The 15931-nt window shown below is 64.8% G+C and carries 14 protein-coding genes; 11 read left to right on the plus strand and 3 right to left on the minus strand.

Translation table 11 applies throughout. From position 1 onward, the window contains the following. Nucleotides 1–6: 6 nt before the first annotated feature. The 3 genes from GRI48_RS03895 to GRI48_RS03905 all read left to right on the plus strand — a co-directional run bounded on the left by GRI48_RS03895 (nucleotide 7) and on the right by GRI48_RS03905 (nucleotide 2948). A complete protein-coding gene (locus GRI48_RS03895; RefSeq protein ID WP_160671690.1) occupies nucleotides 7–645 on the plus strand; it encodes a glutathione S-transferase family protein in 639 nt (212 codons plus the stop codon). Nucleotides 646–742: 97 nt separating this feature from the next. Continuing rightward, nucleotides 743–1339 (plus strand): FMN-dependent NADH-azoreductase, encoded by a 597-nt coding sequence (locus GRI48_RS03900; protein ID WP_160671693.1) that lies wholly within the window; start codon nucleotides 743–745, stop codon nucleotides 1337–1339. A gap of 34 nt (nucleotides 1340–1373) precedes the next feature. Further along, nucleotides 1374–2948, plus strand: a complete 1575-nt coding sequence (locus GRI48_RS03905; RefSeq protein WP_160671696.1) for a cryptochrome/photolyase family protein — start codon at nucleotides 1374–1376, stop codon at nucleotides 2946–2948. Between the two features lie 6 nt (nucleotides 2949–2954). On the opposite strand, the gene GRI48_RS03910 is transcribed toward GRI48_RS03905, so the two are convergent. Beyond that, entirely contained in the window at nucleotides 2955–3857 is a 903-nt protein-coding gene (locus tag GRI48_RS03910; protein WP_160671699.1) for a CPBP family intramembrane glutamic endopeptidase, read from the minus strand. Between the two features lie 49 nt (nucleotides 3858–3906). After that, the gene (locus GRI48_RS03915) at nucleotides 3907–4950 is read right to left on the minus strand and encodes a bifunctional transcriptional activator/DNA repair enzyme AdaA (protein ID WP_160671702.1); all 1044 of its coding nucleotides are present in this window, start codon (nucleotides 4948–4950) and stop codon (nucleotides 3907–3909) included. Nucleotides 4951–5032: 82 nt separating this feature from the next. Here GRI48_RS03915 and GRI48_RS03920 point away from each other — a divergent pair, with 82 nt between their 5' ends. Then, nucleotides 5033–6607 carry a S1C family serine protease gene (locus tag GRI48_RS03920; protein WP_160671705.1) on the plus strand — a complete coding sequence of 525 codons (1575 nt, stop codon included), beginning with the start codon at nucleotides 5033–5035 and terminating at the stop codon, nucleotides 6605–6607. Between the two features lie 71 nt (nucleotides 6608–6678). On the opposite strand, the gene GRI48_RS03925 is transcribed toward GRI48_RS03920, so the two are convergent. Beyond that, nucleotides 6679–7506 carry a TauD/TfdA dioxygenase family protein gene (locus tag GRI48_RS03925; RefSeq protein WP_160671708.1) on the minus strand — a complete coding sequence of 276 codons (828 nt, stop codon included), beginning with the start codon at nucleotides 7504–7506 and terminating at the stop codon, nucleotides 6679–6681. Nucleotides 7507–7714: 208 nt separating this feature from the next. Between GRI48_RS03925 and GRI48_RS03930 the strand changes: the two genes are divergently transcribed. The 7 genes from GRI48_RS03930 (at nucleotide 7715) to GRI48_RS03960 (ending at nucleotide 15818) form a co-directional block, all read left to right on the plus strand. After that, nucleotides 7715–8269, plus strand: a complete 555-nt coding sequence (locus GRI48_RS03930) for a F0F1 ATP synthase subunit delta (RefSeq protein WP_160671711.1) — start codon at nucleotides 7715–7717, stop codon at nucleotides 8267–8269. Between the two features lie 12 nt (nucleotides 8270–8281). Next, a complete protein-coding gene (gene atpA, locus GRI48_RS03935; protein ID WP_160671714.1) occupies nucleotides 8282–9811 on the plus strand; it encodes a F0F1 ATP synthase subunit alpha in 1530 nt (509 codons plus the stop codon). 29 nt (nucleotides 9812–9840) lie between these two features. Then, nucleotides 9841–10710 carry a F0F1 ATP synthase subunit gamma gene (locus GRI48_RS03940; RefSeq protein ID WP_160671717.1) on the plus strand — a complete coding sequence of 290 codons (870 nt, stop codon included), beginning with the start codon at nucleotides 9841–9843 and terminating at the stop codon, nucleotides 10708–10710. A 75-nt stretch (nucleotides 10711–10785) separates the two neighbouring features. Beyond that, entirely contained in the window at nucleotides 10786–11580 is a 795-nt protein-coding gene (locus GRI48_RS03945; RefSeq protein ID WP_160671720.1) for a hypothetical protein, read from the plus strand. A gap of 191 nt (nucleotides 11581–11771) precedes the next feature. Further along, entirely contained in the window at nucleotides 11772–13229 is a 1458-nt protein-coding gene (atpD, locus tag GRI48_RS03950) for a F0F1 ATP synthase subunit beta (RefSeq protein ID WP_160671723.1), read from the plus strand. A 5-nt stretch (nucleotides 13230–13234) separates the two neighbouring features. Beyond that, on the plus strand, nucleotides 13235–13492 hold the full coding sequence (locus GRI48_RS03955; protein WP_160671726.1) for an ATP synthase F1 subunit epsilon: 258 nt from the start codon (nucleotides 13235–13237) through the stop codon (nucleotides 13490–13492). A 166-nt stretch (nucleotides 13493–13658) separates the two neighbouring features. After that, on the plus strand, nucleotides 13659–15818 hold the full coding sequence (locus tag GRI48_RS03960) for a prolyl oligopeptidase family serine peptidase (RefSeq protein ID WP_160671729.1): 2160 nt from the start codon (nucleotides 13659–13661) through the stop codon (nucleotides 15816–15818). Nucleotides 15819–15931: the final 113 nt, after the last annotated feature.

Raw genomic sequence — 15931 nt, forward strand, 5'->3', positions numbered from 1 at the left:
TACGCCATGCTGACCGTCCACCACCTGCGCCTGTCGCAATCCGAACGCATCGTCTGGCTGTGCGAGGAACTGGGGCTCGACTACGATCTCAAGCTCTACACGCGGCGATCGGACAACAACCTCGCGCCGGACGAATACAAGGCGCTGCACCCGATGGGCATCGCGCCTGTCATCACAGACGGCGATTTCGTGTTGGGTGAAAGCGGAGCGATCATGGAATGGATCGTCGCGAAACACGCGCCTGACACCGAACTCGTCCCCGGGCCTGACCACCCCGATTTCGCCGATCACCTGTTCTATTTCCACTGGGCCAACGCGACCTTCATGACCAATGGCATGATGGCGCTGGTTGCCGGCCGGATGGTGGAAGGCGGCGAGATGCCGCCCTTCGTCGCGGACCGCAACGCCAAGGGCTGGGCGATCGTGGAGAAGCGGCTCGGGGAAGCCGACTATTTCGGCGGATCGCAGCTGACCACGGCCGACATCATGATGGGTTTCCAGCTGACCACCAGCCGGGCGATGAGCGGCATGGTGATCGAGGGAATGCCCAATCTGCAGGCTTATCTCAAGCGTATCGGCGAGCGCCCGGCATACCAGGCAGCCATGGCGAAAGCCGAGCCGGGAATGCCACCCAAGCTCGACTAGTTTCGCTTGATACCGGGCTAGCAAAGGTAGGCGGCGCGCCCCTCGCGCCCGCCTCCCGGCGCTCCATATGGGTGGCACACCAACAGGAGTTCCCCCAATGCAGATCCTTCGCATCGACAGCGCCACCACCGGCGAACAGAGCGTTACCCGCAAGCTCACGCAGAAGCTGGTCGACCACTTCCGGCAGCAGAACCCGGACGCCACCGTGATCGAGCGCGACCTCGTTGCCGATCCGCTATCGCATATCGACGGCATCACCACTGCGGCCATCCGTACTCCGCCCGAAACGCACGAGGAAGCCGTAGCCGAAGCCTATCCGGAACAGCGCGCGGTGCTCGACGAATTCCTCGCCAGCGATGTCGTGATCGTCGGCGCGCCGATGTACAATTTTTCGATTCCCTCGCAGCTGAAGGCCTGGCTCGACCGGCTGGGCGTACCGGGCGTGACGTTCAAATATTCCGAGGCCGGACCCGAAGGGCTCGCCGGAGGCCGCAAGGTCGTGGTCGCTTCGGCGCGCGGCGGCACCTACGACAACGACCAGATCGCCGAGAACCAGGAAAGCCTGCTCCAGACCTTCTTCGGTTTCATCGGGGTGGACGACCTGCACTTCGTCCGCGTGGAGAAGACGGGCTTCGGTCCCGACGCAATCGCGGCAGGCCTGAAGGCCGCCGAGGAGAAAATCGCGGGGCTCTAGGGCACCTCGGGCGCGTCCGGGCATTGTTCGATCGATGTCCGCCGCGCCCGAACACCCGATTCTGGTCCCCATACTCGGCGACCAGTTGACCCGCGACCTCGCTTCCATCCGGGGCCGCACGAAGGACGATACCGTCATCCTGATGATGGAGGTCTGGGACGAGGCCACCTACGTCAAGCACCACAAGCAGAAGATCGCGCTGATCTTTTCCGCCATGCGCCACTTCGCAGCCGAATTGCGGGATGCGGGCTGGACGGTCGATTATGTCAAACTGACCGACGAGGACAATGCGGGCAGCTTCACCGGCGAAGTCGCCCGCGCGGTGGAACGGCACGATCCGCGCGCCATCCACGTTGTCGAGGCGGGCGAGTGGCGGGTGCAGCAGGCGATCGAGGAATGGCCCGACAAGTTCGACTGCGAGGTCGAAATCCTGCCCGACGACCGCTTCATCGCCAGCATCGCTGAATTTCGCGACTGGGCCGAGGATCGCGATCACCTGACGATGGAGCATTTCTATCGCGAGATGCGCCGCAAGACTGGCCTCTTGATGCGCGACGACGGCAAGCCGGAAGGCGGCGACTGGAACTACGACAGCGAGAACCGCAAGCCGCCCGGGGAAAAGATGGACGCCCCGCCCCGGCCCCTGTTCGAGCCCGACGGGATCACGCAGGAATGCATCGATCTGGTCGGGGAGCAATTCGGCGACCATTTCGGCAGTCTCGACAACTTCGGCTGGCCGGTGACGCGCGACGAGGCGGAAAAGGCCGCCGATGCCTTCTTCGCCGAACGGATCGAGAAATTCGGCCCCTACCAGGATGCGATGGTCTGCGGCGAGGACGACCTGTACCATTCCATGCTGTCGACCAGCATCAACCTCGGCCTGCTCGACCCGCTCGAACTGTGCCGGCGTGCGGAACAGGCGTATCGGGATGGCAAGGCGCCGATCAATTCGGTCGAGGGCTTTATCCGGCAGATCATCGGCTGGCGTGAATATGTCCGCGGGTTCTACTGGCACCAGATGCCGCATCTCCAGATTGCGAACGCGCTCAACGCGCAGCGCGGCCTGCCCGAGTTCTACTGGACCGCCGAGACCGAGATGGCCTGCCTTGCCGACTGCATCCGTTCGACCCGCGACAATGCCCATGCACATCACATCCAGCGGTTGATGGTGCTCGGCAATTTCGCGCTGCTGGCGGGCATCAATCCGAGGGAAGTGCAGGACTGGTATCTTGTGGTCTACGCCGATGCCTACGAGTGGGTCGAATTGCCCAACGTAGCCGCGATGATCCTCTATGCCGATGGCGGAAAGCTGGCGACGAAGCCCTATGCGGCGAGCGGCAATTACATCAACAAGATGAGCGATTACTGCAAGGGCTGCACCTATTCGCCGAGCAAGAAGACCGGCGAAGGGGCCTGCCCCTTCAACCCGCTCTACTGGCATTTCATGGACCGGCACCGCGAGCGGCTGGAGAAGAACCACCGCGTCGGGCGGGTCTATTCGACCTGGGACCGGATGGACGACGATCGCAAGCAGGAATATCTCGACAGTGCCGAGGCGTTCCTCGAGACGCTCAGCCCCGCAGACAGCAGCTGGGCACGCAGCGCCTGACCGCCATCAATAGGCGGTGATCGGTTCGCCCTTGCGGCTCCACATCGGGCGCACGATCTTTCCAGCCTTGCTCGCTTTCACCAGCATCCAGATGCCCGCGCTCGTCGCGACGACTAGTGCGAAGATCGTCGCCTCCAGCCCGAAACCTCCGCCGGCCAGCAGCGCCGGGCCTTCCAGTGTCGCCGCGATCGGGCCACTCGTCGGATTGCCGGACACCGGCACATCCCACAGCGCCTGGACGACGTTCCACCCGGCATGCAGCCCGATGGCGAGCCAGAGCGAGCGCGTCAGGATATAGGCCGCGCCGAGCAGGATGCCCGCCTCGATCGCGATCGCCATCGAACTGACCACGGTCGCGTTGTCGTTCCACGCATGGCCGAAGCCGAACAGCAGGGAGCTGACCGCGAGCGCGATCCACGTGCCGGTCATCTCTTCGAACCAGCGAAAGACGATGCCGCGCATCAGCAGTTCTTCGAAGAACCCGGCATAGAGCCCGAATACGAAGATGATCTGCGCCCAGTCGGCGAAATTGTCCCCGCCCTGGATACGATAGACGCCGAACAGCGCGGCGAGCGCGACGCAGACCGAGATCAGCGCGGCCCCGCCAGCGAACCCCAGCCCCGATTCCCGCGCCAATCCGGCCAGCGGCAAGTCGTCGTGCTTCTTTCCTCCCAGATGCCGGATCACCAGCTTGTAGGCCGCGGTGAGCAGCGCCACGAGCAGGACCGTGCTCACGATCATGCCGACGCTGGGCTCCAGGTTGGGGACCAGTAGCTGCATCTGCACGACGCCGACGAGGCCCGCGCACAGAATGACCACGAGGATCGCGAACAGCATCGCCGTCAGCGGAAATTCCCAGATCCTGAGCCAGATCGAGCGTTTGGGCTCCGTGGCTGCGTTCTCGGTCATCGGCGTGCTCTCCTTCAACGGGCGAGAGCACCCGATACGGCTCGCCAAGTCAATCGCCGCCCGCGCGTTCCCTGCGGAGAAGTTCGGTCTTGATCTCGGGGCCATAGGCATAGCCCCCCAGGCCGCCGTCGGCTGCGATCACCCGGTGACAGGGAATGAGCACGGCGATGTTGTTCGCGCCGTTCGCCCCGCCCACCGCGCGGCTGGCTTTTGCATTGCCGAGTGCGGCTGCAAGCTCGCCGTAGCTGCGCGTTTCGCCTGCCGGGATTTCGCGCAGCGCCTGCCACACCCGCTGCTGGAACGCCGTCCCCTTCACGTCGAGCGGGATGGTGTCGCCGGAACCGGGCCGTTCGACCGCCCGGGCGACCTCCTCGAACAGTCCGCGGAAATCCTCGCCTCCCTCGACGAGTTCCGCCTTGGGGAAGCGCGCGCTCAACTCCGCCTCGCCCTCCGCGAAGGAAAGGCAGCAAACGCCCTTCTGGGTGGCTGCGACGAGCATGGGTCCGAGCGACGTGTCGACCTGTGCCCAGTGAATGGTGCGGCCTGCCCCGCCGTTCTTCCAGTCGCTTGCCGTCATCCCGAGTTTTCCCTTCGTGTCGTCGTAAAAGCGCGACGCGCTGCCATAACCTGCATCGTATATCGCATCGGTCACGCTCCCGGCTCCGCCGAGCGAGCGGCGCGCGCGGGTTTCGCGCAGGGCCCTGGCGTAGACCGCAGGCGACAGGCCGGTCGCCCGGGTGAAGATCCGCTGGAAATGGCTCGGCGAATAGCCGGTAGTCTCCGCGAGATCGGCCAGCGGAACGGTAGTCTCTGCCCGCTTGATCATTGCGATCGCGTCGAGGACCGCCTGCTCGTCCCGCGCCACGTCGTCGGGCATGCACCTCTTGCACGCGCGCAGGCCCGCCAGTCTCGCCGCAGGCCCGTCAGGAAAGAAGCGCACGTTTGCGCGCGCCGGGTGCCGCGCCGCGCAACTGGGCCGACAGTAAATGCCGGTCGAAAGCACGCCGGTCACGAAGCGTCCGTCCCACGCGCGATCGCGCCGCAACACTGCCGCCCAGGCCTCTTCGGGATCGATATGTGCCGCGGCGCTCATGCCCGTCCGTCTAGCCGCATCAACACCTTCGCGCATCCCGATGCTTGCGGTCAAAAGCCCTTCCCGCGTAAATCGACGACCAATGTCGAGACTATTCGCTCTTGTGGTCGCACTGCTTACCCTGTGCCTGCCCGCTTTCGCCAGTGCCGATCAGGCCGATGTCGACGCGGCCGCACGCGGGGTGGTGCGCGTCGTCATCATCGGGACCGACGGCCGCGAGGTCTACCCCGTTAGCCACGGCAGCGGCTTTGCCGTGACGTCCGACACCATCATTACCAACGCGCATGTCGTGCGCGAGGCGCTGCTCGACGACACGCTGACGATCGCGGTGGTCCCTTCGGAAGGCGACGAGGCCGAGTACGCCAAGGCCATCAGCGTCGATCCGCGCACCGATCTCGCGCTCATCAGGATCAACGGACCGCTGCGCCTGCCCCGGCTGACGATCGCCGGGCGCACCGATCCCGACAGCGGCGAAGTCTCGTCGGTCGGCTATCCGATGAATGTTGACCGGGCGCAGGGGCTGGAGATCGGCGACATCTTCAAGTCGCAGCCCCCGGTAAAGAGCCGCGGCTTCATCTCCGGCGCCCGCCCTGCCCGGCAATTCGACTCGATCCTCCACACCGCGCCGATCGCGCGCGGCAATTCGGGCGGCCCGCTGCTCGACGGCTGCGGCAGGGTCATCGGCGTCAACAGCTTCGGCGCGGATTCCGAAGGCGGCGATGCGGAGTTCTACTTCGCGGTCTCGACCCGCGAGTTGCTCCCGTTCCTGCGCAAGAACGGCATCGAGCCGAGCGTCAATTCGCTGCCCTGCCGCAGCATGGCCGAACTCGATGCGGCCGAGCGCGACCGGATGGAACGCGAGCAGGCCGAGGCCCGCCGCGCCCTGATGGAGCGCACCAATACGCTCAGCCGCCAGCGCGAGCGCGCGCAGCTCGAAGCGGAAATCGCAGTGATGACCGAACGCGAGAACGCCATGGCGATCGCCGCCCTGCTGCTGATCCTGTCGCTGGCATCGGGCTTCGTTGCGTGGCAATCGCGTGCCGAGGGGAACGAGCGCCGGATAATGATCGCGGGCACGCTGTCCGGCCTGGCAATGCTCGGCGCGCTCGGCTTCTGGTTCACGCGACCGGGCCTTGCAGACATCGATGGACGCGTCGCCGCGACGATGCAGGGTAGCGAAGACGACGATCCGGCCGATCCGGCGCTGGCAGACGGGGGCACGATGATCTGCAGCCTCGTGGAAAGCCGCAGCCGGGTGACCTCGGCCATGACCGACGATGTCGAATTCGGCTGGGCCGAGGGCGGCTGCGTGAACGAGCGCACCCAATACGGCCTATCTGCCGGTGACTGGACCCGGGTGCTGGTACCCGACGACGAGGACGCGGTCTCGGTAAACCGCTACGACCCCGCGACCAGGACATTCCGTACCGATCGCTACCTGCTGTCGCGCAGCGCGATGGCGAACGCGCGCGCCGAGCGGTCGAAGTATTCGCCCCCAAAATGCGGCGAGGAAAACGCGGCGGCCCGGCTCGGCGACATGCAGGCCGCGGTCATCGGGCTCCTGCCGAACGCACCCAACGAACGGCTGGTCTACAGCTGCAACGTCCGCAAGCCCGATCCGACAGTGAAAGTGCTACAGGCACCGACCGACGAATAGCTCGCTGCTAAAGCAGCGGAGCGGTAGCGCGGCGAACGCGCGCTCAAGCAGCGAAGCGGTAGCGCAATAAGTTACGCCGCCAGTGCCTCGCCCGTCAGCGTGATGCGGTGCATCTCGCGCGCGTAACCCGGGTAGTCGTTGAGCGCATTGTGCCAGGTCGTCCGGTTGTCCCAGATCGCGACCGTGCCCGGCTGCCATGCGACGCGGCACTGGATCTCCGGCGACATGGCAACGGCATAGAGTTCCTGCAGCAACGGCAGGCTCTCAGCGCGGGTCATGCCGGTCAGATTGATCGTGAAGCTCGGATTCACATAGAGAAGTTTCTGGCCCGTATGCGGATGGCGGATGACCACCGGATGGGTCGCACCGGTCTGCAGGTCCTGCCCGCGCAGATCGGCGCCCTGGTCGGTCTGAGCGTAGGCACCGTCCGGCGAATAGACGTGGTCGGCGCTATGATAGGCGCTCAGCCCCGCCACCTTTTCCTTCAGTTCGTTGGACATCAGTTCGTAAGCCGCGCCCATGTGCGCCCACATCGTGTCGCCGCCGCTCGGCGGAAGCAGCCGAGCGACGAGGATCGAGCCCATCGCCGGCACCTGGTCGTAGGAATGGTCGGTATGCCACGCCCCGCCGATGTTGGTTTCCTGGTCGGCGCGCTTGCGCACGACCGCGATTTCCGGGTGCTCGTCGGTCAGCGGGAAGTAGTTGTTGATGTCGATCCCGCCCCAGCGCCTCGCGAAGGCGATGTGCTCCTCGGGCGAAAAATCCTGTTCGCGGAAGACGGCGACACCGTGGCGGTAGATCGCATGCTTGATCGCATCCATGGTCTCGCCTCGGGCTTCGGCGAGCTGCACGCCCGTGATTTCCACCCCGCACTTCGGGGCCAGCGGCTTCGTGTCCATATGTCCTCTCCCGGCGTCGTCCGCGCCTGCTATCGAACTTTGTAATGGGGAGCGCGGACGAGTCCAACAGATTCACCGCCATGCTGGTTGCATCGCAGCATGGCCGATGCTAGGCGCGCGCCAGCCTTGCCGGGAGTGCTCTGACGCATCCCGATCGATCAGGGCGATGCATCGTTATTTTCCGGACCTTTCGAAGGACCTATCACGCGTGGAAATCTCCGCCGGTATCAAGTCAAGCCTGGCAGGCCGCTATGCCTCGGCCCTGTTCGATCTCGCGGTCGAGGTGGGGACCGTGTCTGCCGTCGAATCGGATCTCGATACGCTCGAGCGTGCGCTCGCCGAATCGAACGATCTGAAGGCCCTGATTCGCAACCCCGAAGTAGGCAGCAAGGCCAAGGGCGCTGCGATCGAAGGGGTCGCCGGGGTTCTCGGCCTGTCGCAGCTGACGCAGAAGTTTCTCGCCGTCCTCGCGACCAATCGCCGCCTCGGCTCGCTGCCGGATATGATCCGTGCCTTCCGCGCGATCGCGGCCGCCCAGCGCGGCGAGGTCAATGCCGAAGTCACCAGCGCCCACGCGCTGACGGACGACCAGCTGACCGCGCTGCGTCAAAAACTGACCCAGCGTGAAGGCCGCACGGTCAAACTCACCTCGAAGGTCGACCCCGATCTTCTCGGCGGTCTCGTCGTGACCGTCGGTTCCCGCCGGATCGATGGCTCGATCCGCACCCGTCTCAATTCGCTCTCCCAGGCCATGAAGGCTTAAAGGACAATACTCATGGATATCCGCGCCGCAGAAATCTCCAAGGTCATCAAGGACCAGATCGCCAATTTCGGTACCGAATCCGAAGTCAGTGAAGTCGGCTCCGTGCTGTCGGTGGGTGACGGGATCGCCCGCATCCACGGCCTCGACAACATCCAGGCCGGCGAGATGGTGGAATTCGCCAACGGGGTACAGGGCATGGCCCTCAACCTCGAAGCCGACAACGTCGGTGTCGTTATCTTCGGCTCCGACCAGGAAATCGGCGAAGGCGACAGCGTCAAGCGGACCAACACCATCGTCGACGTGCCGGTCGGCAAGGCCCTGCTCGGCCGCGTGGTCGACGCGCTCGGCAATCCGATCGACGGCAAAGGCCCGATCGCGACGACCGAACGCCGCCTGGTCGAACAGAAGGCCCCCGGCATCATCCCGCGCGAATCGGTCAGCGAACCGGTCCAGTCGGGCCTCAAGGCGATCGACGCCCTCGTCCCCGTCGGCCGCGGCCAGCGCGAACTGATCATCGGTGACCGCCAGACCGGCAAGTCCGCCGTCGCGATCGACACCTTCATCAATCAGAAGGAAGTCAACCAGGGCGACGACGAATCGAAGAAGCTCTACTGCATCTACGTCGCCGTCGGCCAGAAGCGCTCGACCGTCGCGCAGATCGTCAAGCAGCTCGAAGAAAACGGCGCGATGGAATACTCGATCGTCGTTGCCGCGACCGCTTCGGAGCCCGCTCCGCTGCAGTATCTCGCGCCCTACACAGGTGCCGCGATGGGCGAATTCTTCCGCGACAACGGCATGCACGCCGTGATCGTTTACGACGACTTGTCCAAGCAGGCCGTCGCCTATCGTCAGATGTCGCTGCTGCTGCGCCGCCCGCCGGGCCGCGAAGCCTACCCGGGCGACGTGTTCTACCTCCACAGCCGCCTGCTCGAGCGTGCGGCCAAGATGAACGCAGCGAACGGCGGCGGATCGCTGACCGCGCTGCCGATCATCGAAACGCAGGCCGGTGACGTGTCGGCCTACATCCCGACCAACGTGATCTCGATCACCGACGGCCAGATCTTCCTGGAAACCGACCTGTTCTTCCAGGGCATCCGCCCGGCGATCAACGTCGGCCTGTCGGTCAGCCGCGTCGGCGGTGCCGCACAGACCAAGGCGATGAAGAAGGTCGCCGGTTCGATCAAGCTGGAGCTGGCGCAGTATCGCGAAATGGCTGCTTTCGCGCAGTTCGGCTCGGACCTCGATGCCGCCACGCAGAAGCTGCTCAACCGCGGTGCGCGCCTGACCGAGCTGCTCAAGCAGCCGCAGTTCTCGCCGATGCCGGTCGAAGAGCAGGTCGTCTCGATCTTCGCGGGCACCAATGGCTTCCTCGATGCCGTCGCGGTCGACCGCGTGACCGAATACGAAGCCGAAATGCTCTCGTTCATGCGTGCCGAACACGCCGATGTGCTCGCGGAAATCCGTGACACCGGCAAGTTCGAGGACAGCACGCGGGACAAGGTCGTCTCGGCGCTTGATTCCTTCGCCAAGAAGTTCGCCTGAGCCCTTCGAAGACTAGCTAGGGAGCCGTCATGGCCTCGCTGAAAGAACTCAAGGGCCGGATCAACTCGGTCAAGTCGACCCAGAAGATCACCAAGGCCAAGCAGATGGTCGCGGCAGCCAAGCTGCGCCGTGCGCAGGCGGCGGCGGAAGCCGCTCGCCCCTATGCGGAGCGGCTGACCTCGGTCATGGCATCGCTCGCCGGCAAGGTTTCGGGCGATAGCGCCCCGCGGCTGCTGGCCGGCAATGGCAAGGACCAGCGTCACCTGCTGGTCGTCGTCAACACCGACAAGGGCCTGTGCGGCGGTCTCAACTCGAACATCGTCAAGGAAGCCAAGACCCAGGCGCGCAAGCTGATCGCCGAAGGCAAGAACGTGCAGTTCTACCTCGTCGGCAAGAAGGGCCGTGCGCCGATCAAGCGCGACTATGCCGAGAAGATCGACACCTGGTTCGATACCTCCAACGTCCGCCAGCCGGGCTTCGAGGAAGCGGACGAAATCGCCAGCGAACTGATCGCGAAGTTCGAGAACGACGAGTTCGACGTCGCGCATCTCATCTTCCCGGTCTTCAAGTCGGCGCTGGCGCAGGACCCGACCACGGTCCAGCTGATCCCGGTCCCGGCATCGGACAGCACCGAAACGTCGGAAGCCGCGGTCGAATACGAGCCGGACGAGGAAGAAATCCTTGCCGAGCTGCTGCCGCGCTTCATCAAGACGCAGCTGTTCGGCGCGCTGCTCGAGCGCGAGGCTTCCGAACAGGGCGCGTCGATGACCGCCATGGACAATGCCACGCGTAACGCCGGCGACCTGATCAACAAGCTGACGATCCAGTACAACCGCAGCCGCCAGGCCGCGATCACGACCGAACTGATCGAAATCATCGCGGGCGCCGAAGCGCTGTAGGCGCGCCGCATGGCCGGCAACCGCATACGAAAAGGGCGCTCCGCCGGTTGGTGGGGCGCCCTTTTGCTTTGCGGCATGATGCTTGCTCTGATCGCGGGCGAGGTCGCCGCGCGGCTGGCAGGTGTCGGCGATTTTCCGCTCTACCTCGCCGACGAAGAGGTCGGCTACATACCTGCGCCGAGCCAGCAGGGCGCATTCCTCGGGCGCAATAGCTGGGCATTCAACGAACACTCGATGGGCGTGAGCGAAAGCTATGCGCCGCAGCCCGAAGACATCATGCTGGTAGGCGATTCGCTGGTGCTCGGCGGGAACATCATCGACCAGCCGGACAAGCTCGGGCCAAGGCTCGAAGCGGCAACGAATTGCGACGTCTGGCCGCTGTCCGCCGGAAGCTGGGGCCTGCGAAACGAACTGGCCGCGCTGCGCCGCGACCCCTCGCTGTCCATCCCGCAGACGCTGGTGCTGGTTCTGAACAGCGCAGATTTTGCCGCGCCATCGCGGTGGAGGAGCGAGCTCACCCATCCGCGCAGCAAGCCCGTGTCCGTGCTGGCCTATGCGATCCGCAAGCGCTTCTTTTCGCCGGGAGAACCAGCACCACCGCAGCAAGACCCTCGCTGGCGCGCGGAACTGGACGGATTCCTGCAAGCATATCCCGGCCGCGTCATCGCGGTCGCCTATCCCGCGCTGGACGAACTGGACCGCAGCAGCAGCCCCATCCCCGCTCTGCCCGCACGCATTGCGGTGATAGACCCGCGCACATCGCCCGGATGGGACCCGGCAGACTATGCCGATTCGATCCATCCAACGGCTTCCGCGAACGCGGAACTGGCCGCCATGATCGCGTCGGCGACCGGGCAATGCGCGGCTTGACCGCAGTGCAGCAAATATCGGCCAGATTTCGGCGTGTAGGCAGTGGACTTTGCACCCCGTTCTGCCTAAGGCGCGCGCATCCACGATTCACTCCGCGGCAATCGGACTTTTTCGGCCCCGCACGGGCCAGGGAAAGATCGGCAGCCTCGGCCCACACCGATCCGAACGTTTCGATCGAATAGGAAGACCATATGGCCACCGCCCCCGTCCTCAACCAGACCACGAACGGCACTATCAGCCAGGTCATCGGCGCAGTCGTCGACGTGACCTTCGAAGGCGAACTGCCGGCAATTCTCACCGCGCTCGAGACCAAGAACGGCGACAACACGCTGGTTCTCGAAGTCGCGCAGCACCTCGGCGAGAACACGGTCCGCACCATCGCGATGGACGGAACCGACGGCCTGACCCGTGGCCAGGAAGTCGTGAACACCGGTTCGCAGATCTCGGTCCCCGTCGGTCCGAAGACTCTCGGCCGCATCATGAACGTCGTCGGCCAGCCGATCGACGAGCGCGGCCCGATCGGCGCCGAGCAGTCGGCCCCGATCCACGCCGAAGCCCCGCTGTTCGTCGACCAGTCGACCGAAGCCAGCATCCTCGTAACCGGCATCAAGGTCATCGACCTGCTCGCCCCTTACGCGAAGGGCGGCAAGATCGGCCTGTTCGGCGGCGCCGGCGTGGGAAAGACCGTGCTGATCCAGGAACTGATCAACAACATCGCCAAGGGCCACGGCGGCGTTTCCGTCTTCGCGGGCGTCGGCGAGCGTACCCGCGAGGGTAACGACCTCTACCACGAATTCCTCGACGCCGGCGTCATCGCCAAGGACGCCGACGGCAACGCGACCTCGGAAGGCTCCAAGGTTGCGCTCGTGTTCGGCCAGATGAACGAGCCGCCGGGCGCGCGTGCCCGCGTCGCTCTGTCGGGCCTGACGATGGCCGAATACTTCCGCGACCAGGAAGGCCAGGACGTGCTGTTCTTCGTCGACAACATCTTCCGCTTCACCCAGGCGGGTTCGGAAGTGTCGGCGCTGCTCGGCCGTATTCCTTCGGCCGTGGGCTACCAGCCGACCCTGTCGACCGACATGGGCAACCTGCAGGAACGCATCACCTCGACCACCAAGGGTTCGATCACCTCGGTCCAGGCCATCTACGTTCCCGCCGACGACCTTACCGACCCGGCTCCGGCAACCTCGTTCGCCCACCTCGATGCGACGACCACGCTGAGCCGCGCGATTTCCGAACTCGGCATCTATCCCGCGGTCGACCCGCTCGATTCGACCAGCCGCGTTCTCGAACCGCGCGTCGTCGGTGAAGAGCACTACAATACGGCTCGCCGCGTCCAGGAAACGCTGCAGAAGTACAAGAGCCTGCAGGACATCATCGCCATTCTCGGCATGGACGAACTTTCCGAAGAAGATAAGCTGACCGTCGCCCGCGCGCGCAAGATCCAGCGCTTCCTCTCGCAGCCGTTCCACGTGGCCGAGGTGTTCACCAACATTCCGGGCAAGTTCGTCCAGCTCGAAGACACGGTGAAGTCGTTCAAGGCCGTCGTCGACGGTGAATACGACCACTTGCCGGAAAGCGCCTTCTACATGGTCGGCGGCATCGACGAAGCAGTCGAGAAGGCCAAGAAGCTGGCCGAGGACGCGTAAGCCAGATGGCCCTTCACTTCGAACTCGTCACGCCTGAAAAGCTGGTCCGCTCGGACGACGTCTACATGGTCGTCGTCCCGGGTTCGGAAGGCGATTTCGGCGTGCTCGAAGGTCACGCGCCGGTCATGAGCACGATCCGCGACGGCGCGCTCAAGGTCTATGCCAAGGACGGTGCCGAGCCCGAGGAGATCGAGGTTCGCGGCGGCTTCGCGGAAGTCGGCGAAAACGGCCTGACCGTGCTGGCGGAACGCGTCGAAGGCTGAACCTCGCTCCCATCGCAAAGATAACACCAAAGGGCGGCCTCGCGGGGCCGCCCTTTCTCGTCGTGCCGAGGTTTCGACGAACGGGTCACGCAAACCGCTCGAGTTGCTTGAAGTTTCGTCCGCATCCGCCAAGTAGGAGGCGCAGATCAACACGGGACGCCCATCGATGAAAACCCTTCTCGCGCAGTCGAGCGCGCTGACGCTGGCCATTGCCGCCCTCGCCCCCCTTCCGCTCATGGCCCAGACCGCCAGCACAGACACCACCGGAGAGAACATGTTCGAAGCCGAAAACGACCCCTACATCTGGCTGGAAGAAGCGCGCGACGAAAAGGCGCTTGCCTGGGTCGAGGACGAGAACAACCGGACGCTCGCCGCGCTGGCTACCGATCCGCGGTTCGATGAATTGCAGGCCGAAGCGCTGGCGATCCTCGATGCGCAGGACCGGGTCCCCTACGGCTCCTTCTATCCCGACGGGATCTACAATTTCTGGCAGGACGAGACCAATCCCAAGGGTCTCATCCGCCGCACCACCATGGACAGCTATCGCACCGACAATCCGGTATGGGAGACGGTCCTCGACATCGATGCCCTCGCCAAGGCGGAAGGCCGCGAATGGGCCTATTCGGGCCGCACCTGCCTCGAGCCGGAACGCACGCTGTGCCTCTTGTCGCTATCGGACGGCGGCAAGGACGCGACCGTGATGCGCGAATTCGACGGCAAGACCGGCAAGTTCGTCGAGGACGGATTCGATCTTCCCGAAAGCATCGGCAGCGCCAGCTGGGTCGATCGCGACACGCTGCTGGTGACCCGCGATTTCGGCGAAGGCACCATGAGCGAAAGCGGCTATCCGCTGACCACCCGGCTACTGAAGCGCGGTCAGTCGCTGTCCGATGCACCCGAAGTCTTCCGCGGCGAGCCGACCGATCTCGGAGCCGGATCCTACGTGCTGCGCGACAGCGACGGCGTCGAACACGCACGCATCGCCTATCGCTCGATCGATTTCTGGAACAGCGCCAATTTCGTCGAGCATGACGGCAAATGGGTGCAGCTCGACATTCCCAGCAAGGCAGGTCTTGCAGGGATCGTTGGCGACCGGCTGCTGTTCTCGACCGATGTCGACTGGACCGTCGGCGGCATCACTTTCCCCGCCGATTCCATCGTCTCGGTCGACCTCGAAGACTGGAAGCGCGACCCCAACGGCGTCGATTACGAGCTGGTCTGGGCACCGGGCGACCGCCAGACGGCGCAGGGTGTGGCGGTCACGTCCGACGCGCTCTACGTCAGCGTGCTCGACAACGTCCGCGGCCGGGTAATCCGCTACGAACGCGACGGCGGGAAGTGGCGCACCAAGCCGCTCGCACTGCCCGACAACTCGACCATCGGTGTCATTTCCACCGCCGATACCAGCGACGAGCTGATGATCAACGTGACCGGCTTCCTCGAGCCGAGCCAGCTGTTCTACTATGACGGGTCGAGCGACACGCTCGAAGTGCTCAAGACCTCTCCCGCCCGCTTCGATGCGGCCGGAGCGAGCGTCGTCCAGCAAGAAGCGACGAGCAGGGACGGTACGAAGATCCCCTATTTCGTCGTTCTCCCCAAGGGTGGACTCGACAAGGGTCCGTTGCCGGTTCGCATGACCGGATATGGCGGCTTCCAGAACGCCAATACGCCCGGTTATCTCGGTCTCACCGGCAAGCTGTGGCTGGAGCGTGGCGGCGCCTACGTGCTGACCAACCTTCGCGGCGGCGGCGAGTTCGGTCCCTCCTGGCACCAGAACGCGATCCGCGAGAACAAGCAACGCACGTGGGACGATTTCATCGCGGTCGCCGAGGACCTGCAGGCACGCGGGATCACCACGCCCGGCCAACTCGGGATCACCGGCGGTAGCCAGGGCGGCCTGCTCGTCGGCACCGCGATCACCCAGCGGCCCGAACTGTTCAACGCGGCCGTCGTCTGGGTCCCGCTCTTCGACATGCTGCGTTACCCCTACATCGGTCGCGGAGCATCGTGGATCGGCGAATACGGCGATCCGCGCATTGCCGAACAGCGCGCCTGGATCGAGCCCTATTCGCCGTACCAGGCCCTGCTCAACGGCAAGGACTTCCCTTCGCCGTTGTTCATCACCTCGACCGCCGACGACCGCACGCATCCAAGCCATGGGCGCAAGGCCGCCGCGCGGCTCGCGGAGATCGGCCAGCCGTACTACTATTTCGAGGATACGGTCGGCGGCCACTCTGGCGGGGTGGACAACGCCCAGCGCGCCAAGCTCCAGGCGATCGAGTTCACCTACATGATGCAGCGCCTGATGGACAAAGCCGAAAACTGAGCCCTCGGCACCGGTCACGGCGGGCAGCGATCCTTGTCCCGCCGTGGAACATGTGCCAGCAACCCCTGTGCCGGGCTTCACCTGTCATGCGATAGGAGGTGTCCGACCACAGG

Origin of the sequence: Qipengyuania oceanensis, from assembly GCF_009827535.1 — a bacterium.
Classification (GTDB): Bacteria; Pseudomonadota; Alphaproteobacteria; order Sphingomonadales; family Sphingomonadaceae; genus Qipengyuania_C; species Qipengyuania_C oceanensis.